This is a genomic window from Azospirillum mesophilum (genome assembly GCF_053470405.2).
This window is the reverse complement of sequence record NZ_JBPXMQ020000024.1, coordinates 18,914-38,583: the sequence shown is the minus strand read 5'-3', so window position 1 is coordinate 38,583 and position 19,670 is coordinate 18,914. Positions and strand designations below refer to the sequence as shown.

General features: G+C 70.2%; 22 protein-coding genes. 11 read left to right on the top strand and 11 right to left on the bottom strand.

The window, feature by feature from the left end; genetic code table 11:
* Nucleotides 1-67: 67 nt before the first annotated feature.
* From ACSVC7_RS21405 to ACSVC7_RS21365, 9 genes are all read right to left on the bottom strand, one after another.
* Nucleotides 68-475: an Hsp20/alpha crystallin family protein gene (locus tag ACSVC7_RS21405; RefSeq protein ID WP_448206623.1), complete on the bottom strand. Its 408-nt coding sequence runs from the start codon at nt 473-475 to the stop codon at nt 68-70.
* Nucleotides 476-524: 49 nt separating this feature from the next.
* The gene (locus ACSVC7_RS21400) at nt 525-803 is read right to left on the bottom strand and encodes a DUF2934 domain-containing protein (RefSeq protein ID WP_448206624.1); all 279 of its coding nucleotides are present in this window, start codon (nt 801-803) and stop codon (nt 525-527) included.
* Nucleotides 804-957: 154 nt separating this feature from the next.
* Nucleotides 958-1,203, bottom strand: a complete 246-nt coding sequence (locus ACSVC7_RS21395; RefSeq protein ID WP_448206625.1) for a hypothetical protein — start codon at nt 1,201-1,203, stop codon at nt 958-960.
* Between the two features lie 37 nt (nt 1,204-1,240).
* Entirely contained in the window at nt 1,241-1,609 is a 369-nt protein-coding gene (locus tag ACSVC7_RS21390; protein ID WP_448206626.1) for a hypothetical protein, read from the bottom strand.
* A 100-nt stretch (nt 1,610-1,709) separates the two neighbouring features.
* The gene (locus tag ACSVC7_RS21385) at nt 1,710-2,888 is read right to left on the bottom strand and encodes a type II secretion system F family protein (protein ID WP_448206627.1); all 1,179 of its coding nucleotides are present in this window, start codon (nt 2,886-2,888) and stop codon (nt 1,710-1,712) included.
* A gap of 36 nt (nt 2,889-2,924) precedes the next feature.
* Nucleotides 2,925-4,400, bottom strand: a complete 1,476-nt coding sequence (locus tag ACSVC7_RS21380; protein WP_448206628.1) for a type II secretion system protein GspD — start codon at nt 4,398-4,400, stop codon at nt 2,925-2,927.
* Nucleotides 4,388-4,924 carry a hypothetical protein gene (locus tag ACSVC7_RS21375; protein WP_448206629.1) on the bottom strand — a complete coding sequence of 179 codons (537 nt, stop codon included), beginning with the start codon at nt 4,922-4,924 and terminating at the stop codon, nt 4,388-4,390. The genes ACSVC7_RS21380 and ACSVC7_RS21375 overlap by 13 nt, the downstream gene beginning before the upstream one ends.
* A 293-nt stretch (nt 4,925-5,217) precedes the next feature.
* Complete coding sequence (locus ACSVC7_RS21370; protein ID WP_448206630.1) at nt 5,218-6,771, bottom strand: glycosyltransferase; 1,554 nt, start codon at nt 6,769-6,771, stop codon at nt 5,218-5,220.
* Entirely contained in the window at nt 6,768-8,027 is a 1,260-nt protein-coding gene (locus tag ACSVC7_RS21365) for a molybdopterin molybdotransferase MoeA (protein WP_448206631.1), read from the bottom strand. The genes ACSVC7_RS21370 and ACSVC7_RS21365 overlap by 4 nt, the downstream gene beginning before the upstream one ends.
* A gap of 291 nt (nt 8,028-8,318) precedes the next feature.
* Between ACSVC7_RS21365 and ACSVC7_RS21360 the strand changes: the two genes are divergently transcribed.
* From ACSVC7_RS21360 to gnd, 8 genes are all read left to right on the top strand, one after another.
* Nucleotides 8,319-8,993 carry an amino acid ABC transporter permease gene (locus tag ACSVC7_RS21360; protein ID WP_448206632.1) on the top strand — a complete coding sequence of 225 codons (675 nt, stop codon included), beginning with the start codon at nt 8,319-8,321 and terminating at the stop codon, nt 8,991-8,993.
* A gap of 13 nt (nt 8,994-9,006) precedes the next feature.
* Nucleotides 9,007-9,660, top strand: coding sequence for an amino acid ABC transporter permease (locus ACSVC7_RS21355; protein ID WP_448206633.1), 654 nt, complete (start codon nt 9,007-9,009; stop codon nt 9,658-9,660).
* A 50-nt stretch (nt 9,661-9,710) separates the two neighbouring features.
* A complete protein-coding gene (locus ACSVC7_RS21350) occupies nt 9,711-10,514 on the top strand; it encodes a transporter substrate-binding domain-containing protein (RefSeq protein WP_448206634.1) in 804 nt (267 codons plus the stop codon).
* 149 nt (nt 10,515-10,663) lie between these two features.
* Nucleotides 10,664-11,452, top strand: a complete 789-nt coding sequence (locus ACSVC7_RS21345) for an amino acid ABC transporter ATP-binding protein (RefSeq protein WP_448206635.1) — start codon at nt 10,664-10,666, stop codon at nt 11,450-11,452.
* A gap of 13 nt (nt 11,453-11,465) precedes the next feature.
* Nucleotides 11,466-12,407 (top strand): 2-hydroxyacid dehydrogenase, encoded by a 942-nt coding sequence (locus tag ACSVC7_RS21340; RefSeq protein WP_448206636.1) that lies wholly within the window; start codon nt 11,466-11,468, stop codon nt 12,405-12,407.
* A 39-nt stretch (nt 12,408-12,446) separates the two neighbouring features.
* Nucleotides 12,447-13,487 carry a LacI family DNA-binding transcriptional regulator gene (locus tag ACSVC7_RS21335; protein WP_448206637.1) on the top strand — a complete coding sequence of 347 codons (1,041 nt, stop codon included), beginning with the start codon at nt 12,447-12,449 and terminating at the stop codon, nt 13,485-13,487.
* A 14-nt stretch (nt 13,488-13,501) separates the two neighbouring features.
* Nucleotides 13,502-14,239, top strand: a complete 738-nt coding sequence (locus ACSVC7_RS21330) for a 2-keto-4-pentenoate hydratase (RefSeq protein ID WP_448206638.1) — start codon at nt 13,502-13,504, stop codon at nt 14,237-14,239.
* 97 nt (nt 14,240-14,336) lie between these two features.
* Nucleotides 14,337-15,743, top strand: coding sequence for an NADP-dependent phosphogluconate dehydrogenase (gnd, locus tag ACSVC7_RS21325; protein WP_448206639.1), 1,407 nt, complete (start codon nt 14,337-14,339; stop codon nt 15,741-15,743).
* A 52-nt stretch (nt 15,744-15,795) separates the two neighbouring features.
* Here the strand turns inward: gnd and ACSVC7_RS21320 are convergent, their stop codons facing one another.
* On the bottom strand, nt 15,796-16,575 hold the full coding sequence (locus ACSVC7_RS21320) for an oxepin-CoA hydrolase, alternative type (protein WP_448206640.1): 780 nt from the start codon (nt 16,573-16,575) through the stop codon (nt 15,796-15,798).
* Nucleotides 16,576-16,658: 83 nt separating this feature from the next.
* Complete coding sequence (locus tag ACSVC7_RS21315) at nt 16,659-17,639, bottom strand: S1C family serine protease (RefSeq protein WP_448206641.1); 981 nt, start codon at nt 17,637-17,639, stop codon at nt 16,659-16,661.
* A gap of 144 nt (nt 17,640-17,783) precedes the next feature.
* Between ACSVC7_RS21315 and lysM the strand changes: the two genes are divergently transcribed.
* The 3 genes from lysM to ACSVC7_RS21300 all read left to right on the top strand — a co-directional run bounded on the left by lysM (nt 17,784) and on the right by ACSVC7_RS21300 (nt 19,670).
* Nucleotides 17,784-18,254 (top strand): peptidoglycan-binding protein LysM, encoded by a 471-nt coding sequence (lysM, locus tag ACSVC7_RS21310; protein WP_448206642.1) that lies wholly within the window; start codon nt 17,784-17,786, stop codon nt 18,252-18,254.
* 5 nt (nt 18,255-18,259) lie between these two features.
* The gene (locus tag ACSVC7_RS21305) at nt 18,260-18,616 is read left to right on the top strand and encodes a hypothetical protein (RefSeq protein WP_448206643.1); all 357 of its coding nucleotides are present in this window, start codon (nt 18,260-18,262) and stop codon (nt 18,614-18,616) included.
* Between the two features lie 127 nt (nt 18,617-18,743).
* Nucleotides 18,744-19,670, top strand: a complete 927-nt coding sequence (locus ACSVC7_RS21300; protein ID WP_448206644.1) for a hypothetical protein — start codon at nt 18,744-18,746, stop codon at nt 19,668-19,670.

Here is a 19,670-nt window from a genome sequence, read left to right as displayed (position 1 = left end):
CCCCTCTCCCCTCAAGGGAGAGGGGCTTGATAGCAACATCCAGCCAGTGCGCTGCGACCACAAACACTCAGGCCATCTTGTCGAGCGACAGCACGAGGCAGCCGGCGACCAGGTCCCGCCGGCCCATGCGGTAGGCGCCGGGCGGCAGCTCGATCCGCCGCTCGAACCGGCCGTGGGGGATCTCCAGCCGGTGGATGATGCCGTCGCGCCCCAGCGGCAGCGCGCGCTCACCCGCCACGACGAGGACGCCGTCCTCCACGGCGACCTCCAGCTGGTCCGCGGTGACGCCGGGCAGCGCCGCCACGATGATCACCGCATCCTCCGTCTCGTAGACGTCGACGGGCGGGGTCCAGCAGGCCCGGCGGGCGCCGGGCGGGGCCGGGCGGAAGAACTGGCGGTGGATACGCTCGGCGCGGTCGAGCAGTTCGACCGCCTCCGACCACATCCAGGAACCGGGATCGCGACGCGGTGGCATGGGGCCTCCCTGACAAGCAAACATCGCATTCATCGACAGGGGGGAGGCGTCAGGCGCCGCCGCCGGCTTCCTCGCGGGCGCCGGGCGCGCGTTCCTCTGCGCCCCGTTGCCCAGGTCGGGTCTCGATGGCGCCGATGTCGGCGGCGGCGCGGCCGAGATTTCCGGCGCCGCCCGGCATCGCAGCGTTGGCGTCCATGGCCTCCGCCCCGGAGGCGGTGTTCTGGAGTTCGCGACAGGCCTGATCCCAGTGCTCCGCATGCCGGCCCTCGGGACGCCCTTCCCGTTCCCAGATTTCGTAAGCCCGCTCGCGGATGCGGTGTTCGTCCATCGCGTTCTCCCCCATTGCGTTTTGGCCCTTTTGCCTTTTTCGACCGTTCATCCGCACTGCAACGGCGGGGCATGGCGGGCGTTCCGCTGCCCGTGCGGACATCAGACGGAAGAAGGGGGGAATGGCCGTTTGAGTCGCCGGAAGCCGCCCGGTCTCAGCCGTGGCCGTCCGGGGGATCGGGCCGGTTGGCCTCCTCGTCGTGGCCGCTGCGGTTGCTGAGGAAGACCAGCGCCATCAGGCCGATGGCCATCGCGCTGGTCAGCACCGCGCCGGCAATCATGGCGAGCAACCCTTGCAGGCTGAGCCCGAAGGTGTCGAAGCCATAGGCCGCCCAGGCGCCGATCAGCACCACGGCGACCAGGACCGGGCAGAGGATGAGGAAAAGGCGAAGCCAGCTCATGCACCCACCTCAACAGGGGGCGGCGCCGGCTGTCCCATCAGTCGGGCGGCGTGAGGTCCACGACCATGGCGACCTTGCCGTCCGGCGCGCAACGCTGCCCCATGCAGAAATAGGCCATCGACCAGCCGGGACAAACGCCCAGCAAGGCCGAGGCGTCGGACAGCCGCCCGCGCGGGTCGTCCACCGTCGCCACCGTCAGCCGCGCCCCGCCGTTCGGAGTGCGCGCGACCTGCCCCAGACCGCGCAACTGCTCCAGGCACAGGGCGTCGGCGCGCTGGCGCTGCTCCTCCCCCGCCGCGGACAGGCGCGCCGCGCGCACGTACAGCCCCACCCCCATCCCGGCGAACACCGCGCCGGCAACGATGAGGAGGATGGACAGCACCCGCGTGGTCTTGGCGTCGAACATGCTTCAGTGGGGTTGGAGGAGGATGTGTTATCTAGCCCCTCTCCCTTGAGGGGAGAGGGGCTTTATAGAGAAAGGCGGGCGGTTCCAGAAGGCCATGCGGTCAGAACGCCTTCTTGGCAAGCTGGTCGGCAAGCTGGAGGATGGGCAGGATCGTCAGGCCGAACAGCACGACGCCGGCCACGCCCAGGAAGACGATGCCGATCCCGCGCAGCACCGGCTGCGACAGGCGGACGTTCAACAGATACAGGTCGCGGTGCTGGAGCGCCAGCGCGTGCAGCGTGCGGGCCATCTCCGCCCGGCTTTCCGCCCCGGCGAGCGAGGCGCGGTCGGTCGCGTGGATGGAACGCAGGGGGCCGGTCCAGCTCCGCCCCTGCGCCACGGCGCGGGCCGCGCGCCGCAGTTCCTCGGCCAGCTGGCCGCCGTTCGCGGAGTCGGCGGCCAGCGTCAACGCCTTGTCCATCCCGACGCCGGAGCCGATCAGCAGCGACAGCTTGTACAGCGTGATGTAGTGGCTGAGCCCCAGCGCGAGGTGCCGGCAGACGGGCAGCGCCAGCATCAGCCGGTCCACCGCTACCGGCGCCAGCCGGCGCCCGACCACCCCCAGCGCGCTGAGCAGCAGCAGCCCGAACAGGAAGGCGAGCACCAACGCCGTGGTGATGTCGGAGGCCAGTTCCACCCAGCCCACGTCCACCTGCACCTGACTGTTCCGGAACAGCTCCGTCTTCATCATCCAGGGGCTCAGCACATGGGCGGTGGCGATCATCGTCACGGCCCCCAGCACCGCGTGGCCGACCGACACCCACAGGCTGATCTGGAAGTCGCGGGAGGAGGACAGCATCTCCGTCTCGAACCGGGCGGCGTTGCGCAGCGCGTCCGGCGTGCCGGTGCCGTAGCCGCCGGCCCGCACCAGCGCCACCACCGTGCGGGGAAAGTCGTTGGGCAAGCGCTCCATGGCGCCCGGCAGGTCGTCGCCGACCTCCACCGCGTCGGCCAGACGCTGGGCCACGCTGCGGATGCGCCCCTCGAAGGAGGTCGCCATGCGCCGCAGCGCCTCCGCCAGACCGACGCGCGATTCCAGCATCGCCGCCAAGCGGATGAAGAGGATGTGCCGCTCGTTGTGGTCGAGCGCCCGGCCGAGATTCCAGCTTCGGCGGCGCCGGACGTCCAGGATGCGGCCGCGCCCGCTGAGCATCGCGCGGGCAGCCTCCGCGTCCGGGGCGTCCACGGTCAGGCTGCGGGCCTTGCCGGCGGCGATCAGGCGGACCTCGAAGCGCGCCATGGCCCTTGTTCCCTCCTTCCGGCTCCCGCCCTGCGGTCAGCGGTCCTGTTCGACGAAGACGGTGACCGTCGGGCGGATGATGATGAACAGCGCCTCCCGCGACAGCTGCTGCGAACGGTGGGCGATGACCGACGTGCTGTTCGGGTCGTCCTCGCGCCGGGTCGCCACGGGCTCGTTGTTGTCGAAGGTGTTGCTGTCCACCTGCAGGCCGCCCAGCACCACCGTGTTGCCCGCCGGCACGCGCACGATGTCGTTCAGCGCCTGTTCCTGCGTCTGCGGCTGGGTGATGGTGCCCACCTGGTTGCCGGCGGACAATTGCACGAAGCGGATCAGGCTGTTGACCAGCACGTTCAGGTCGGCCGTCACGATGCGCGTGTCGGCGTCGTAGAAGGGCGTCAGCTTGATCGTCAGGCCGGTCTTGACGGTGGAGGTCTGGGCCGAGCCGAGCAGGCCGGGGCTGAGCGTGCCCGCCGCCCCGATGGTGTTGACGCCGACGCCGCTGACGTAGGGGATCTCCTGCCCGCTGCGCAGCGTGACCTGCGCGCCGGACAGGGTGTGCACCTCGACGTTCTGCTTGGTGTCGGCGTTGCCGAAGCGGGACAGGAAATCGATGGCCCCGGCCACGTTGAAGACGCCGTTGACGCCCAGGATTTCCCCCGCCGGCGACAGGGCGAAGGAGATCGCGTCGCTGCCCGACGACGTGCCGTTGCCGTTGGTGGACGTCCCGATGCTGGTCGAGTTCGTCGGCGTGCCGGTGCCGGCGTTGCGGCTGTTGAACTGCAGCGTCAGCTTGCTCCAGTCGAATCCGGTCGCCGTCTGGTCGGTCAGCGACAGCGTCACCACGGCGATCTGCACCTTGACCATCGCCATGTTGCGGTGGATGCGGTCGATGTAGGGCCGGACCACCTCGTTGTAGAGGCTGGGCGGGGCGGAGAAGACGATTTGCCCGCCGCGCAGGGACGGCGTGATGTCGGCCACGCCCAGGCTCTTCAGATCGTTGGAGACGGACTGGATCACGTCCGCGATCTGCGGGACGGTGAAGGCGTAGCGGTCGCGGTCGGTCAGGAACAGCGTGCCGTCCTGCCACCAGGACACGATGCCCATGCCGCCCTGGAGCACGCTGGTCAGTTCGCCCAGCGTGCCGTTGAAGGCGCGGAAGGGCAACGCGCGGGCCAGCATCTCCGCGTCGCTCGCCTGCTCGAACCGGGTCGCCACGCGCAGGCCGGTGTAGGTCAGCATGGTGACCAGCCGGTCCAGCGTGTTCTCCCCCGCCGGATAGCTGACGGAGATGCGGCGCGACACGACGGAGGCGGGCAGCGCCTCCCGCACCGAATGGACGACCAGCATGCCCCGCCCCACCGGGACATGGGTGACGGCCGGCGCGCCTTCCGCCTCCATCCGGGTTTGCGAGTTGCGGACGACGTCCTCGCGCGGCGGCAGCTTGCCGGCGGGCGGCAGGCCGCAGGCGGCCAGGGAGAGGGCGAGAAGTGGAGCGAGGATCAGCGGCCGCAAGCGCCTGGACCTCCGGACGAGGATGGGAAGGCGCGCGGATCGACCAGGAAGGGCGATCCGGCGCGGTCCTGGAAGAAGGCCTTGCCGTCCAGGCAGCCGATGAAGACGGCCCCCGCCGGCACCACCTCCGCCGCCCCGCCGGCCGACGCGACGGCGGGCAGGGGCGGCAGCCCCGGAAGGCCCGGCGGCAGGCTGGTGTTGGTAGACGAACCGCCGGTCGACACCGGGACCGGCCCCGCCGCGCGCTTGCGGGCGACGGCGTCCTGCACCGGCTTGGGCATGGCGTCGCCGTCCTTGCCGTTCAGCGCGTCCACCACGGCCTTGACCAGCCGCTCCTCCGCGTCCGCGACGGCTTTGTCCACGCGCTTTTGCAGCCGCGCCTCCATGTCGTCGGCGCGCTCCGCCGGGGGAAGGAAGGGGTTCGGCTCTGCAGCGGTGCCGGCCGCGGGGGCAAGCAGCAGCACGGCCAGCGCGATCCCGCGCCACGCCCCCTGCCCCGCACGCTTTCCCGTAAGCCCGACCATCCCCGCCGCCGTCCGATTCCGCACGCGTCCAGCTACACCCCAAAATGGGTTAACCAATGGTAGCTATACCCCCGCCGGGCCGGGTCCGCCAGTGCGGGCTTGCGCATTTTCCGTAGCGGCATTCTTTGCGGCCGTCGAGAATGCGACACCATACCGTCGTCATCCCCGCGAAGGCGGGGATCCAGCCGATTCAAGCACTTGGATGCGGAGTTTCCTGGATCCCCGCCTTCGCGGGGATGACGGTGCGGAACGGCAGACGCGCCGGTCCACCGCCATGACCCCTGGGGCAAAGGTCACGGGATTGCCCCGGTCGCTTGGAGCGCCCCATGCATCGCGATGGCCTCGTCGATGTAGGCGGCCAGTTGCGCGGCGCCGGAGGCTTCGGCGGTCAGCGTCGCGTGGCGGGCCCGCGCCTCGGCTCGGGCCTCGGCCAGCAGGGCGGGATTTTCGGCGAGTGCCACGGCCCGCTCCACATAGGCCGCCCGGTCGGGAACGGTGAAGGACGGGCCGGCGACGCTCGCCACGTCGCCCTCGCCCAGGGAAACGGGCGGCACGCCGTCGGCCAGCGCGTGGGCGGCGCTGCCACCGCCTCCGCTGCGCGGCGGGTTGAGGAAGACGTCGCTGAGGCCGAGCAGCCCCCGGATGTCGTCCACGAAGCCCAGGCAGCGTATCGCCCCGGCGTGGCGGGAGCGTGCGACGCGCCCCGGCAGGGCCTCGACTCCGCCCGCGAACAGCACCACCGCTCGCGGCACGCGGTCGATGATCTCCTCCAGCAGGGCGAGGAACGCCTCGTCCACCTCGTCATCGAGGCGGTTGCCGACCACGGCGCCGACGAAGGCGTCCTCCGAAAGCCCGAGGTCATCGCGCGTCATCCCGCCCGGTTCGCCGCGCAGGGAAAAGCCGGTCCGGAACGGCCGCCACGCCTTGGCAAGCCGCGCGCTGCCAGTCGGCGGGGCGGAGCCGCCATAGTCCAGCACGATGTCGGCCAGCGACAGGGTCGGCCCCGCCGTGGAGGGGATGCACAGGGTCGGCCGGGTGCCCGCCAGCAGATCCGCGACGACCACCCCGCCCCCGAAGGAGACCACGACGTCCGGGTCGTACCAGTTCACCGCCGCCAGGAACCAGCCCAGCTTGTCCGCGCTGACCGCGCGCTCGGTGGAGGACAGCATGCGGTAGGAGCGCCCGTCGACATCAATGATCTGCTTGCCGTCGAACTGCGGCTCGATGCTGGCGGCGAAGGGCGGCACGAACAGGCTGTAAAGCTCGGTCGGCATCATGTTGGTGTTGAGGATCACCACCTCCTTGCCGATCCGGTCCTCCAGCATCGCCGCATAGTCCAGCACGTCGCGCGAGGGCTGGTGGTTGGCTGACAGGAACTGGTTGGTCACCAGCACCGCCCGACCCGTGGGCGGGGCGCCGGCTTCGCGCCGGGTGGGGCGCAGGTCCAGCCGCCGCACCAGGACGCTCACCAAGCGTTCGTAGAAGGGCAGCAGGTGGCCGGTTACGAAGTCTGGAACGGTGCCCAGGTCCATGGCCCGCATGAAAAGCTGGCGGTTGATGGACCAGAACAAGTGGTTCAGCACCTCCAGCGGCAGGGCGTCCGTGCCCGCCTCCGCCCGATTGAGGATGCGGACGAAGTGGCGGAGGTCCCCCGTGGCGAGCGCCAGCGCGGAGTCCACCAGCACGGGGTCCGCGTCCGGGACCGCGCGGCGCAGGTCCGGTTCCAGCGACGGGTCCGGTCCCGCCTTGCGCAGGGCCTCACAGACGGACGCTATGGCGGTCAGGTCGGCCGCGCTGCGGATCGGCGCCCCAAGCCGCCCGGCGAGGTCCCCCGCGCACGGGGTCACGCGAACAGCCCGGTGAAGGGCATGAACTCCACCATGTCGCCGGGCCGGATGGCGCTGGATTCGGCGGGCATGTCCACCAGCCCGTCCGCCTCCACCATCGAGGTCAGCACGCCGGAGCTGTCGCTGGGGAACTTGTGGGCGACGGGGCGGCCGTCCGGACCGGTGGCCAGACGGGCACGCAGGAACTCCCGCCGGCCGGGCTTCTTCGTGAAGTCGAACCCGGCGACGACGAGGCAGCGCGGCGCCGGTGCCGCCTCCGCCCCCGACAGGCGCAGCACCAGCGGGCGGCCCACCAGCATGAAGGTGACCATGGCCGACACCGGGTTGCCTGGCAGGCCAAGGAAGGGCGTGTCGCCGATGCGCCCCAGCGCCAGCGGCTTGCCCGGCTTGATGGCGAGCTTCCACAAATCGATGGAGCCGAGCGCGCTGACCACCGCCTTCACATGGTCCTCCTCCCCCACCGACACGCCGCCGGACGTGATCAGCAGGTCGGCCGTTCCGGCGGCCTCGGCCAGGGCGGCGCGGGTGGCGTCGGGCTTGTCCGGCAGGATGCCGAGGTCGCGCACCTCCGCCCCCAGCGCGTCGAGCTGGGCGGCCAGCGTGTAGCGGTTGGCGTCGAAGATGGCGCCGTCCGGCTTCTCGGTCCCCGGCTCGCGCAGCTCGTCACCGGTGGAGAACAGCACGACCCGCAGCCGCTTGCGCACCGACAGGCTGGCGCGCCCCACGGCGGCGGCGAGGCCGATCTCCTGCGGGCGCAGCCGGCGACCGGGCGTCAGCACGATGGCTCCCGCCTTCATATCCTCCCCCGCCTCGCGGATGTTGGAGCCGCGCTTCAGGGCGGCGGGGACCAGCACGGCGCCGTCCTCCGCCCGGCAGTCCTCCTGCATGGCGATGGTGTCCACCCCGGCCGGGACCGGCGCACCGGTGAAGATGCGCACCGCCTGCCCCGGCCCGACCGTGCCCGCGAAGACCGACCCGGCCGGCACGCGGCCCACCACCGTCATGCGCGCAAACTCTTCCCCAGCCGATTCGGGCCCGGCCGATTCGGGCGCCTGGAAGCCCCAGCCGTCCATGGCCGACACCGCGACCGGCGGCACGTTCACCGGCGCCGTCACCGACTCCGCCAGCACCCGGCCGAGTGCGGCGCGCAGGGGCACGCTCTCCGGCTCCGTCACCGCGCCGTAGGTCTGGTTGACGCGGGCAACCGCCTCGTCGAGCGGCAGGGCGGCGGGGCCGTGGGCGAAACAGCAGTCCATGGGGGTCCTTTCCGGGGCGCTAACGCGAACACGACGGGGCAACACAACGGGGCACAGCCACAACAGGGGTCCAGTCCGGGTATGCCGCTCCGGCCCGCCCCGACACCTTGATCATCATCAAGTTGCGCTGGCGGGCAAGCGCCCGTTTGGCTTGGCGGATGATGTTCGCGTCACAAATTATTCCGTCTCGTCACTTTTTCATCGTTGCGCTTTTAGACCGATCCAAATAAGTTTCGGGACAGCACCGGGACCGGCGAGCATAACGCCCGGCATGGTTGTGGAGGAAAGCCCGTGAACTACAAATTCGACTTCGACGCGGTGCTCGCGTCGTGGGACACGCTGCTGGAGGGGGCCTGGCTGACCATCCAGCTCTCCTTCGGGGCGATGGCCATCGGCCTCGTGGTCGCGATTCTCTGCGCACTCGGCAAGACGTCCGGGCCGAAGCCGGTGCGCTGGGTGATCAACACCTACATCGAGATCATCCGCAACACGCCCTTTCTGGTGCAGATCTTCCTGATCTTCTTCGGCCTGCCGACGATGGGCGTCCGCCTGTCCCCCGACCTCGCCGCGCTAATCGCGATGGTTGTGAACGTCGGCGCCTACGCGACGGAGATCATCCGCGCCGGCATCGAATCGATCCAAAAGGGCCAGATCGAAGCCGGCCTCGCGCTGGGCCTCAAGCCCTTGCAGGTCTTCCGCTATGTGGTGATCAAGCCGGCGCTGCGCACGGTGTACCCGGCGCTGACCAGCCAGTTCATCCTGCTGATGCTCAGCTCCAGCGTGGTGTCGGCGATCTCGGCGGACGAACTGACCTCGGTCGCCAACAACATCCAGTCGCAGACCTTCCGCAGCTTCGAGATCTACATCGTCGTGACCGGCATCTATCTGGTGCTGGCCCTGATGTTCTCCGCGCTGTTCGCCGGCATCTACCGGCTGGCCTTCGCCTACGACACCGACCGCCGTTGAGGAGCCGCACGCCATGATCCGCTCCTTCGGGTACAACGAGTTCCTGTTCCTCATCTCCGCCGTGCAGTGGACGCTGGCGCTGTCGGCGCTGGCCTTCGTCGGCGGGGCGACGGTGGGGCTGTTCGTGGCGCTCGGCCGCACCTCCGCGATCAAGCCCGTGCGGCTGCTCGCCACCGGCTACATCCAGCTGTTCCAGGGGACGCCTCTGCTGATGCAGCTGTTCCTGGTCTTCTTCGGCGGCACCGTTCTCGGCATCGAGCTGAACCCCTGGACCGCCGCCGCGCTCGGCCTGACGCTGAACGCCAGCGCCTTCCTGGGCGAGATCTGGCGCGGCTGCATCCAGGCGGTGCCGCGCGGCCAGTGGGAGGCCGCCTCCGCGCTCGGCCTGCGCTATCCGGGGCTGATGCGCTACGTGATCCTGCCGCAGGCGGTGAAGGTCGCGGTGCCGCCGACCGTCGGCTTCCTGGTGCAGCTGATCAAGAGCACGTCGCTGGCCGCCATCATCGGCTTCACCGAACTGACCCGCGCCGGGCAGATCGTCAACAACGCGACCTTCCAGCCCTTCCTGGTGTTCGGGATCGTGGCGGCTCTCTACTTCGTGCTGTGCTGGCCGCTGTCGCTGCTGAGCGCGCGGCTGGAGCAGCGCTACGCCGCGCCCAGCCGCTGACTATGGCCGCTAAATCCTTTCAAAAACCAAAAACCGTGAGGAAACGCCCGATGACATTCCCGATCACCCGCCGCCTCGCCGTTGCCGGCGCCCTGCTCGCCGCCGCCATCGGCTTCACCGCCGCCCCCGCCGCCGCGCAGACGGTCGACGAGATCAAGTCCAAGGGCAAGGTGACCATCGGCATGCTGGTGGACTTCCCGCCCTTCGGCATCACCACCGCCGACGGCAAGCCCGACGGCTACGACGCCGACGTGGCGAAGCTGCTGGCCAAGCACATGGGCGTACCGGTGGAGATCGTGCCGGTGACCGGCCCCAACCGCATCCCCTACCTGCTGACCAACAAGGTCGACCTGCTGGTCGCCTCCCTTGGCATCACGCCGGAGCGCGCCAAGCAGGTCCAGTTCTCCGAGCCCTACGCCGCCATCGAGATCGGCCTGCTTGCCCCGAAGACCGCGACGATCAAGGCTCCGGAAGACCTGTCGGGCAAGCGCATCGGCGTCGCCCGCGCCAGCACCCAGGACCAGTCGCTGACCGCCGTCGCCCCGAAGGACGCGCGCATCATGCGCTTCGACGACGACGCCAGCGCCGTGCAGGCCATGCTGTCCGGGCAGGTGGACGCGCTGGGCATCAGCAACGTGGTCGCCCAGCAGATCAAGACCATGGCCCCGCAGGCGAACTACGAGATGAAGTTCGTGCTGAAGAGCCAGGTCCAGGGCATCGCCATGCGCCAGGGCCAGGACGCCCTGCTGAAGTGGGTGAACGACTTCCTCGCCCAGGTGAAGGGCAACGGCGAGCTGAACGCCATCCACCAGAAGTGGCTGGGCACCGACCTGCCGTCGGCGGTCAAGTCGTAGTCACCTGTCTCGCTCACACGCGCTCCTCACTCCGTCATTCCCGCGAAGGCGGGGATCCAGGGCACTCCGATACGTGTCCGAGTGGCCCTGGATCCCCGCCTTCGCGGGGATGACGGTGAAAAGGTGCAGATTGCTTCAAGGAGTTCCCCATGGCGCTGGCTTACGATCTCTCAGGCGAGGGTGCGCCGCGGTCCATGAGCGGCGAGGTCGTCATCCGCATGGACGGCGTCCAGAAATGGTACGACAGCTTCCATGTGCTGAAGGACATCAACCTGGAGGTCCGCAAGGGCGAGCGCATCGTCATCTGCGGGCCATCGGGTTCCGGCAAATCGACGCTGATCCGCTGCATCAACCAGCTGGAAAAGCACCAGAAGGGCACGATCACCGTCAACGGGATCTCGCTCGATTCCCACCACCGCCACCTCGATCAGGTGCGGCGGGAGGTCGGCATGGTGTTCCAGCAGTTCAACCTGTTCCCGCACCTGACGGTGATCCAGAACTGCATGCTGGCGCCGATGAAGGTGCGCGGCCTGCCCAAGGACGAGGCGCGGGCCATCGCGCTGAAATACCTGGAGCGCGTGCGCATCCCGGAGCAGGCGGACAAATACCCCGGCCAGCTGTCCGGCGGCCAGCAGCAGCGCGTCGCCATCGCCCGGTCGCTCTGCATGAACCCGAAGGTGATGCTGTTCGACGAGCCGACCTCCGCCCTCGACCCCGAAATGGTGAAGGAGGTGCTGGACACCATGATCGGGCTGGCCGAGGACGGCATGACGATGCTCTGCGTCACGCACGAGATGGGCTTCGCCAAGTCCGTGGCCGACCGCGTGATCTTCATGGACCGCGGCGAGATCGTCGAGCAGGCCTCCCCCGCCGAGTTCTTCACCAACCCCAAGTCCGAGCGGACCCGCAATTTCCTGGGACAGATCCTTTCCCACTGAGGACCCATTCCTGATGAAGCCTGAGATCTTCCTGGTCGAATCCATGATGCCGGACATCGAGGCGGCGCTGTTCGCCGCCTACACCGTCCACCGGCTCACCGGGTCGCCCGCCGAGCGCGACCGGCTGGTGGCGGAGGTGGGGCCGCGCGTCCGCGCCGTCGTCACCGGCGGCGGCACCGGGGTGAGCAACGCGGTCATGGACGCCTGCCCGAACCTGGGAATCGTCGCCATCAACGGCGTCGGCACCGACGCGGTGGACCTGAACCACGCCCGCGAACGGGGGGTGCGCGTCACCAACACGCCGGACGTGCTGACCGACGACGTGGCCGACCTCGCCATCGGCCTGATGATCGCGGCGTCGCGCCGGATGATGGTCGGCGACCGCTTCGTCCGCGCCGGCCAGTGGCCGCAGGGCAAGCTGCCGCTGGCCCGCAAGGTGACCGGCAAGCGGCTTGGCATCCTGGGCCTCGGCCGCATCGGGCAGGCCATCGCCCAGCGCGCCGCCGCCTTCGGCATGACCATCGCCTACACCAACCGCAAGCCGCGCGCGGACGTGCCCTACCGCTACGTCGCCTCGCCGGTGGAACTGGCGCGGGAGAGCGACATCCTGGTCGTCGCCGCCTCGGCCGGGGCGGACGCCCGCAACATGGTCGGCCGCGCGGTGATCGACGCGCTCGGCCCGGACGGCCTCCTGGTCAACGTCGCGCGCGGAGCCGTGGTGGACGAGCCCGAACTGGTCGCCGCCCTGACCGACGGGCGCCTCGGCGGTGCGGCCCTCGACGTCTTCGCCAACGAGCCGCACGCGCCGGAAGCGCTGTTCGCGCTGGACAACGTCGTCCTCCAGCCCCATCAAGCCAGCGCGACCGTCGAGACCCGCCAGGCGATGGGAGACCTGGTCCTGGCGAACCTGACGGCCTTCTTCGCCGGCCAGCCCCTGCCGACGGCGGTCGTCTAGACCACCGCGAAGGCCAGCCCTGATGACCATCCTGCCCTCATGACGATCCTAGACGACCGCAGCACGCCGCCGACCCGCATCACCCTGACGGAGGTCGCCAACCACGCCGGGGTGTCGCGGTCCACGGTGTCGCTCGTTCTGCGCGGCAGCCCGCTGGTCGCGGCGGACACGCGCGACCGCGTCCAGGCGGCCATCGAGGCGCTGGGCTACGTCTACAACCGGGGGGCCGCGACCCTGCGCGCCGCCCGCACCAACACGGTCGGGCTGCTGGTCTGCGAGATCAACAACCCCTTCTATGCCGAGCTGACCGCCGGCGTGGACGACGTGCTGGGGGAGGAGGGCGTCGTCGCCTTCATGGGCAACACCGCCGAATCGCCGGACCGTCAGGACCGCTTTCTTCAGCGCATGCGGGAGCACAACGTCGACGGCGTGATCGTCTGCCCGACCGCCGGCACGCCGCCCGACCTGCTGGACCGGCTGCGGCACTGGCAGCTTCCCTGCGTGCAGGCCCTGCGCTTCGTCTCCGCGCGGGAGGGCGACTACGCCGGCGTGGACTACGCCTTCGGCATGGAGATGATGACGGAGCATCTGGTGCGCCTGGGGCACCGCCGCATCGCCTTCGTCGGCGGCAACCTCGCCCACTCCGCGTCCAGCGAGCGCCGCACAGGCTTCACCACCGCCATGAAGCGGCACGGCCTGTCCCCGGACCTGATCGTTCGGTGCCCGGCGACCCGCCGCGCCGGGTTCGACGCCATCGGCCCGCTGCTCGACCAGCCCGACCCGCCCACGGCGGCGCTCTGCTACAACGACATGGTCGCCTTCGGCGTCATGCTGGGGCTGGAGGCGCGCGGGCTGAAGGCCGGGCGCGACATCGCCGTCACCGGCTTCGACGACGTGCCCGAAGCGGCGCTCAGCCGCCCGGCGCTGACCACCGTCGCCACCTCCGCCCGCCAGATCGGGCAGGAGGCGGCGCGGCTTCTGCTGCGCCGCATCGCCGATCCCCAGGGCGCGCCCGAGCGCGTGATCCTGCCCGCCCGTCTGGTCGTCCGCGAATCCTGCGGCGCCATGGCTCAAAGGTAATCCGAGGTAACGTGATGAACCATTCCGTCGAAGCGCTGCTCGAGGCGCGCCGTTCCCGCGACTGGCTGACCGCCCTGCCCCAGCCGCCCGCCAGCGAGGCGGAGGCCTACGCCATCCAGGACGCGGTGGCCCGCCGGCTTGGCCCCGTCACCGCCTGGAAGGTCGGCGCCCGCAGCCCGGAGTCGGAGCCGTTCCGCGCCCCCATCCACGCCGACACCCTGTTCTGGGAGGTCAGCCGCCTTCCGGCCTCCATGTTCCAGGTCATCGGCATGGAGGCGGAGATCGCCTACCGCTTCGCCAAGGACCTGCCGCCCCGCGCCGAGCCCTACACGCGGGACGAGGTGCTGGACGCCGTGGAGTCCGTCCATCCGGTTTTCGAGATCGTGGACACCCGTTTCGCCGGCTTCGGCTCGCAGGACCCGCTCAGCCACATGGCCGACCAGTTCAACCACGGCGCCCTGATCGTCGGCCCGGCCATCGCCGACTGGCGGGCGCTCGACCCGATCCGGGAGCGCGTGGCGCTCGACGTGGACGGCACGCGCAAGGTCGAGACGGTCGGCGGCAACAGCGCGGGCGAGCCCGTGCGCCTGCTGGTCTGGATGGCGAACGTCGGCACCCGCAGCCTGGGCGGGCTGAAGGCCGGCGATGTGGTGACCACCGGCTCCTCCACCGGCACGGTCTTCGTGAAGCCCGGCAGCCGCACCGTCGCCACCTTCGGCACGATGGGAACGATCGAACTGACGGTCGATTGACCGTTCACAGCAACCGCGTCCGCCGGGCGAACCATGTCCGGCGGATGCGTGTTCATGATTTGAAGCCGGAACACGGAACTCACGGGAGACCCTCGCGATGATGCAAGGGAATAAGGCCGACATCGCGGTCGTCGGCTTGGGCGTCATGGGGCGCAACCTCGCAGCCAATCTGGCCGATCACGGCGCGACGGTCGCCGGCTACGACCTCGACGAGGGGCGCCGGTCCTCCTTCGCCGCGCAGGTTCCGGCCTCCGTGCCCTGCACCTCGCTGGAGGCGTTGCTGGGCGCGCTGAGGTCCCCGCGCGTCATCCTGATGATGGTGCCCGCCGGCGCGCCGGTGGACGAGCTGACGGCCGCCCTTCTTCCGCGCCTGTCGCCCGGCGACGTGCTGATCGACGGCGGCAATTCCCACTTCCGCGACACCAACCGGCGCGCGGCGCTGGCCGTCGGCAGCGGCGTTCGCTTCGTCGGGCTCGGCGTGTCGGGCGGTGAGGAGGGGGCGCGCCACGGCCCCGCCTTGATGGCCGGCGGCGATGCGGAGGCGCTGGCCCCGGTCGCTCCCCTGCTGACCGCCATTGCCGCGCGCGCGCCGGACGGCGAGCCCTGCTTCGCCCGCGTCGGGCCGGAGGGTGCGGGTCATTTCGTGAAGATGATCCACAACGGCATCGAATACGCCGACATGCAGCTGATCGCGGAGGGGTATCACCTGCTCCGCAACGTCTCCGGCTTCTCCTACGAGGCGCTGGCCGAGACCTTCGCGGCGTGGAACCGGGGCGAGCAGGCCTCCTACCTGATGGAGATCACCACTGCCATCCTGCGCACCAGCGACCCGGAGACCCAGTCCCCGATCCTGGAGGTGATCCGCGACGCCGCCGGGCAGAAGGGCACCGGCCACTGGGCCGCGACCACGGCGCTGGAGCTGGGCATGCCCGCCCCGACCATCGCGGAGGCGGTGCACGCCCGCTGCCTGTCCGCCCTGAAGGACGAACGCCTGCGCGCGGCCGAGGCCTTTCCCCCGCCGCACGTCCCGGCCTTCGAGGATCCCGTCGCGGCGGTCGGCGACGCGCTGCTCGCCGGGCGCATCGCCGTCTACGCGCAGGGCTTCGCGGTGATCGCCGCCGGCAGCCGGCAGTTCGGCTGGAACATCGACCTCGCCGCGGTGGCGCGCATCTGGCGGGGCGGCTGCATCATCCGCGCCCGCCTGCTGGACCGCATCCTGACCGCGCTGACCCGCGCGCCGGAGCTGCCCAACCTGATGCTGGACCCGGACATCGCCGCGCTGATGACGCGGGGCGACGCCGGCTTCCGCCGCACCGTGGCGACGGCCGCGCTGGCCGCCGTGCCGGTTCCGGCCATGGCCTCGGCCCTGTCCTACTGGGACGGCTACCGCAGCGGCCGCCTCTGGGCGAACATGATCCAGGCCCAGCGCGACTTCTTCGGCGCCCACGGCTACGAACGCACCGACCGTCCGGGCATGGTGCACACCCAATGGATGCCCGTGTAGGCACCCTTTCACCCCCTCTCCCATCGTCGATGGGAAAGGGGGGATCGGGCGCCTACCCCTTCGGGAAAGCCGGCGCGCGCTTGTCGAAGAAGGCGGCGATGCCCTCCCCGGCCTCCGCATGGAACAGCGACTCCACGAAGGCGTCGGCTTCGCGGTCGAGCTGCGCGTCCATGCCGCCGTAAGCCGCCTCCAGCAGCGACTTGGCGCGGCCGAGCGCGGCCGTCGGGCCGTCGGCCAGGCGCGCCGCCCAGGCGGTGGCCTCGGCCAGCGCGCCGCCCAGCGCGGTCACGCGGTTGATCAGACCAAGCTGCGCCAGACGCTCCGCACCGATCCGCCCACCCTCGAACAGGATCTCGGCGGCGAGCTGCGGCGGCAGGGACCGCGCCAGCGAGGCGGAACCGCCGCCGTCGGAGGTCAGCCCCACCTTGATGTAGGCCAGCGCAAAGATTGAATCCTCCGCCGCCACGACGAGGTCGCAGGCGAGCGCCACCGGGAAGCCCGCCCCGGCCGCAGCCCCTTCCACCGCCGCGATGATCGGCTTCGGGCAGGCGCGCATGGCGCGGATCAGGCCGTGGAAACCCTCCAGCGCATCGCGCATCTGTTCGCGCGGGACGGTGCGGCTGGCGTCCAGCCACTTCAGGTCGCCGCCGGAGCAGAAGGTCCCCGCCGCCCCGGTCAGCACCAGCGCGCCGACCTCGTCGTCGGTCGAGGCCCCTTCCACCGCATCGCGCAATCCGGCCATCAGCGCCAGCCCCAGGGCGTTGCGCGTCGGCGGGTCGTCGATGGTCAGCAGCATCACCCGCCCCTGGCGCGTCACGTCCAACCCGGTCATGGTGTTCCTTCCTCCCGTTTGTTCGCGTTCAGCGCGATCTTCGGCCATCGCCGCGCCGGACGCCAGGGGGAACGAACAGCGTGTCAGTGACGCTTCGGACCCTTCAGGAAGCGCTCGCGGTCGCTGGAGCCCACGCGCAGGTCGAACACGTCGCCCTCGCGCTCCAGCGTCATCGGCACGTCGACGCCCGCCGGTCCCAGCGCCCACAGCGCCCGGTAGAAGTCCGCCAGCGAGCCCACGGGCTTCCCCGCCACGGCGCGCACCACGTCCCCCGCGCGCAGCTCCGCCCGCTGCGCCGGACCGTCGCCGGCCAGCCCGACCAGCACCACCCGCTCCTGCTCGTCCTGTGTGGCGTAGAGGCCGAGCCACGGACGCGACGGCCCGCCGACCTTGCCGTGGGTCAGCAGGTCGTCCAGGATCGGCTTCAGCAGGTCGATCGGCACGCTCATGTTCAGCGGCAGCATCCGCTCGCCCTGCGCCCGGTACTGGAGCTGAAGCGACCCGATGCCCAGCAGCTCGCCCCCGGCGCCCAGCAGCGCGGTGCCGCCCCAGTTCGGGTGCGCCGGCAGGGTGAACAGCGCGTCGTCGATCATGTATTCCCAATAGCCGGCGAACTCCTGCCGGGCCACCACACGCGCCGTCAGCGACCGGGCGCGCCCGCCGGCCCCACCCACCACCACCGAATCCCCGACCTCCACATGGCGGGAACTGCCGAGCGCCAGCGCGGGCGTGCCCAGCGGCGACAGTGCCTGCACCAGCCCGAATCCGCTGCCGTGGTCGTAGGCGACCACATGGCCCTGCACGGCGCGGCCGTCGTTGGTCGTCAGCCAGATGTCCTCCGCCTCCACGATCAGATAGCCGATGGTCAGGACCAAGCCGTCCTCGCGGATCACGGCCCCCTGCCCGGCCCGCTCGGTCCCCAGCACCTCCGCCGTGTAGGCGTCCTCGGGCACGGTCGCGCGCAGGGACACCACGGCGGACAGCGCGCGGTCCAAATCGAAGGCCAGCGCCTCGGGATCGGGCTGGAACTCCGGCGGGATCCGCCAGTCGTCGGACGAATTCATCGCTGCCTCCTTCGCCAGGGCTGAACGGACCCGCCCCTCTTATGGGTCATGCACTGTGTAACAGCGTGCCGCCGGAAAGGATCGGCGGAAACCCTCCAGGCCGCACGGTGTTCTCTCGGTTCGACACGACGAGAGGAGGACGCCATGGGCCTGTTCGATTTCTTCCGCCGCGACTCCGGCGACAAGGTGAGCGACGCCGACACCCCGACCCCGGACGAGCTGAAGCGCCACGTCTCGCAGCTGGGCCTGCCGGCCAACGGGCTGGACATCCAGGTGGCCGACGACACGGTGACCGTGCGCGGCAACGTCACCTCGCAGGAGGAGAAGGAGAAGATTGCGGTCGCGCTCGGCAACGTAAAGGGCGTGTCGCGCGTGGACGACCAGACCACGGTGGTGCGCTCCAACGCCGACCAGCCGACGGTCGCCCCGTCGGAACAGCCGAACATGCAGAGCCAATTCCACACCGTGGAGAAGGGCGACACGCTGTCGGCCATCGCGCAGAAGGTCTACGGCGACGCCCAGCTTTACGGGAAGATTTTCGAGGCGAACAAGCCGATGCTGAAGGACCCGAACAAGATCTACCCCGGTCAGGTCCTGCGCATCCCGCCCCGGTGACGGTCATGTCGAATCAGGGCGGGGCCGGCGGTCCCGGCGTTCCGTTGTCGGCGCCGGGCTCGCTGGTCAGCATCCTCTACGGGCTGCTCAGCGTGCCGGCCTTCGCCCTGGCCTTCGCCAGCGTCATGATCCTGGACGCGCCGTGGAGCGCGCGGGGGGTGGGAACCACCCTCGCCTTCTCCTTCATCCTGGGTTGCTGGGGGGCGGCGGTCGGCCTGCTGCTCGCCGTCAACGCGGTGCGCTGGCGCGGCCGTCCGGCGGGGCGCGCCGCGCTGTACCCGGTGCCGCCGCTTCTGGTGCTGCTGGCGGTGGAGTGGTCGGTACACCGCCTGTTCCACGCCTGCATCCTCTGGTGTCCATGAGGAGCCGTCCGAAGGACGCCCAATACGCAATCGTGAACGCGATTGCGTTAGCCAAAGATAACGGACCGGAATCGGCGCGTTGGGACTGTAGGATCGCCTTTGCATACAACGCAACGGCGGTACGACCATGCCCTCCTGGCTCATCAAGGCAGCAGCGCAGCGCATTGTAGGGGCTTTGCCGAACGCCCACCGCTGGAACGAGCTTCTGCAGACCCACGTCGCCCATTCGCTCCGCCTGTCACCGGAGCGGTTCGCCGGGCAGCTTCGGGCCTGCGGCGTTCATTTCGAGTATTTCCGCCAGTGCCGCGGCGGGAACCCCGGCGACTTTTCCGTGCTGGAGGTCGGGACCGGCTGGCACCCCATCGTCCCGGTCGGCCTCTGGCTGGCCGGCGCGCGGGAGGTGGAGACCTGGGACCTCGCCCCCCACGCGACACCCGAACGGCTTCAGGCGACGATCCGGATGTTCGTGGAAGCGGACCGGAGCCAGCTCGCGAAGCACCTTCCGGTGATCCCCGGGCGTCTGGAACGGCTGGCCGGCATCCTGCGCGAGACCGCGCCGGCCGACCTGATGGCCCAGCTCGGCACGCTTGGCATCACCTTCCACATCGGGGATCTGGGGCAATCGGCGCCGCGCAGCGCGCCCCCGGACTTCATCCTCTCCCACGCGGTGCTGGAGTATTTCACCTACGACCAGCTCGTCGGCCTGCTCACCACCTTCAAGCGGATCAGCGGTCCCAACACGGTGATGAGCCATTGGGTCGACTATGGCGACGAGTACGCCTATTTCGACCGCAAGATCTCCTTCTTCAACTTCCTGCGCTATTCGGACCCGGTGTGGCGGTTGATCAACAACCCGATCATCCCGCTCAGCCGGCTGCGCATCACCGACCACCGCCGGGCCTTCCAGGACGCGGGCTTCACCATCGTGAAGGCGGACGTCGTTCGCGGGAAGGAGGATGAGCTGGCGCGCATCCCGCTCGCTTCGCGCTTCCGCAGCTATCCCGTGAACGACCTGCTGGTGCTGGAGGCGTGGCTGGTGGCCAAGCCGGGCTGA

Coding starts and splice junctions, on each gene's coding strand:
- ACSVC7_RS21405 (WP_448206623.1), bottom strand. CDS start 475: ATGCCACCGCGTCGCGATCCCGGTTCCTGGATGTGGTCGGAGGCGGTC.
- ACSVC7_RS21400 (WP_448206624.1), bottom strand. CDS start 803: ATGGACGAACACCGCATCCGCGAGCGGGCTTACGAAATCTGGGAACGG.
- ACSVC7_RS21395 (WP_448206625.1), bottom strand. CDS start 1,203: ATGAGCTGGCTTCGCCTTTTCCTCATCCTCTGCCCGGTCCTGGTCGCC.
- ACSVC7_RS21390 (WP_448206626.1), bottom strand. CDS start 1,609: ATGTTCGACGCCAAGACCACGCGGGTGCTGTCCATCCTCCTCATCGTT.
- ACSVC7_RS21385 (WP_448206627.1), bottom strand. CDS start 2,888: ATGGCGCGCTTCGAGGTCCGCCTGATCGCCGCCGGCAAGGCCCGCAGC.
- ACSVC7_RS21375 (WP_448206629.1), bottom strand. CDS start 4,924: ATGGTCGGGCTTACGGGAAAGCGTGCGGGGCAGGGGGCGTGGCGCGGG.
- ACSVC7_RS21365 (WP_448206631.1), bottom strand. CDS start 8,027: ATGGACTGCTGTTTCGCCCACGGCCCCGCCGCCCTGCCGCTCGACGAG.
- ACSVC7_RS21355 (WP_448206633.1), top strand. CDS start 9,007: ATGATCCGCTCCTTCGGGTACAACGAGTTCCTGTTCCTCATCTCCGCC.
- ACSVC7_RS21350 (WP_448206634.1), top strand. CDS start 9,711: ATGACATTCCCGATCACCCGCCGCCTCGCCGTTGCCGGCGCCCTGCTC.
- ACSVC7_RS21345 (WP_448206635.1), top strand. CDS start 10,664: ATGGCGCTGGCTTACGATCTCTCAGGCGAGGGTGCGCCGCGGTCCATG.
- ACSVC7_RS21340 (WP_448206636.1), top strand. CDS start 11,466: ATGAAGCCTGAGATCTTCCTGGTCGAATCCATGATGCCGGACATCGAG.
- ACSVC7_RS21335 (WP_448206637.1), top strand. CDS start 12,447: ATGACGATCCTAGACGACCGCAGCACGCCGCCGACCCGCATCACCCTG.
- ACSVC7_RS21330 (WP_448206638.1), top strand. CDS start 13,502: ATGAACCATTCCGTCGAAGCGCTGCTCGAGGCGCGCCGTTCCCGCGAC.
- gnd (WP_448206639.1), top strand. CDS start 14,337: ATGATGCAAGGGAATAAGGCCGACATCGCGGTCGTCGGCTTGGGCGTC.
- ACSVC7_RS21320 (WP_448206640.1), bottom strand. CDS start 16,575: ATGACCGGGTTGGACGTGACGCGCCAGGGGCGGGTGATGCTGCTGACC.
- ACSVC7_RS21315 (WP_448206641.1), bottom strand. CDS start 17,639: ATGAATTCGTCCGACGACTGGCGGATCCCGCCGGAGTTCCAGCCCGAT.
- lysM (WP_448206642.1), top strand. CDS start 17,784: ATGGGCCTGTTCGATTTCTTCCGCCGCGACTCCGGCGACAAGGTGAGC.
- ACSVC7_RS21305 (WP_448206643.1), top strand. CDS start 18,260: ATGTCGAATCAGGGCGGGGCCGGCGGTCCCGGCGTTCCGTTGTCGGCG.
- ACSVC7_RS21300 (WP_448206644.1), top strand. CDS start 18,744: ATGCCCTCCTGGCTCATCAAGGCAGCAGCGCAGCGCATTGTAGGGGCT.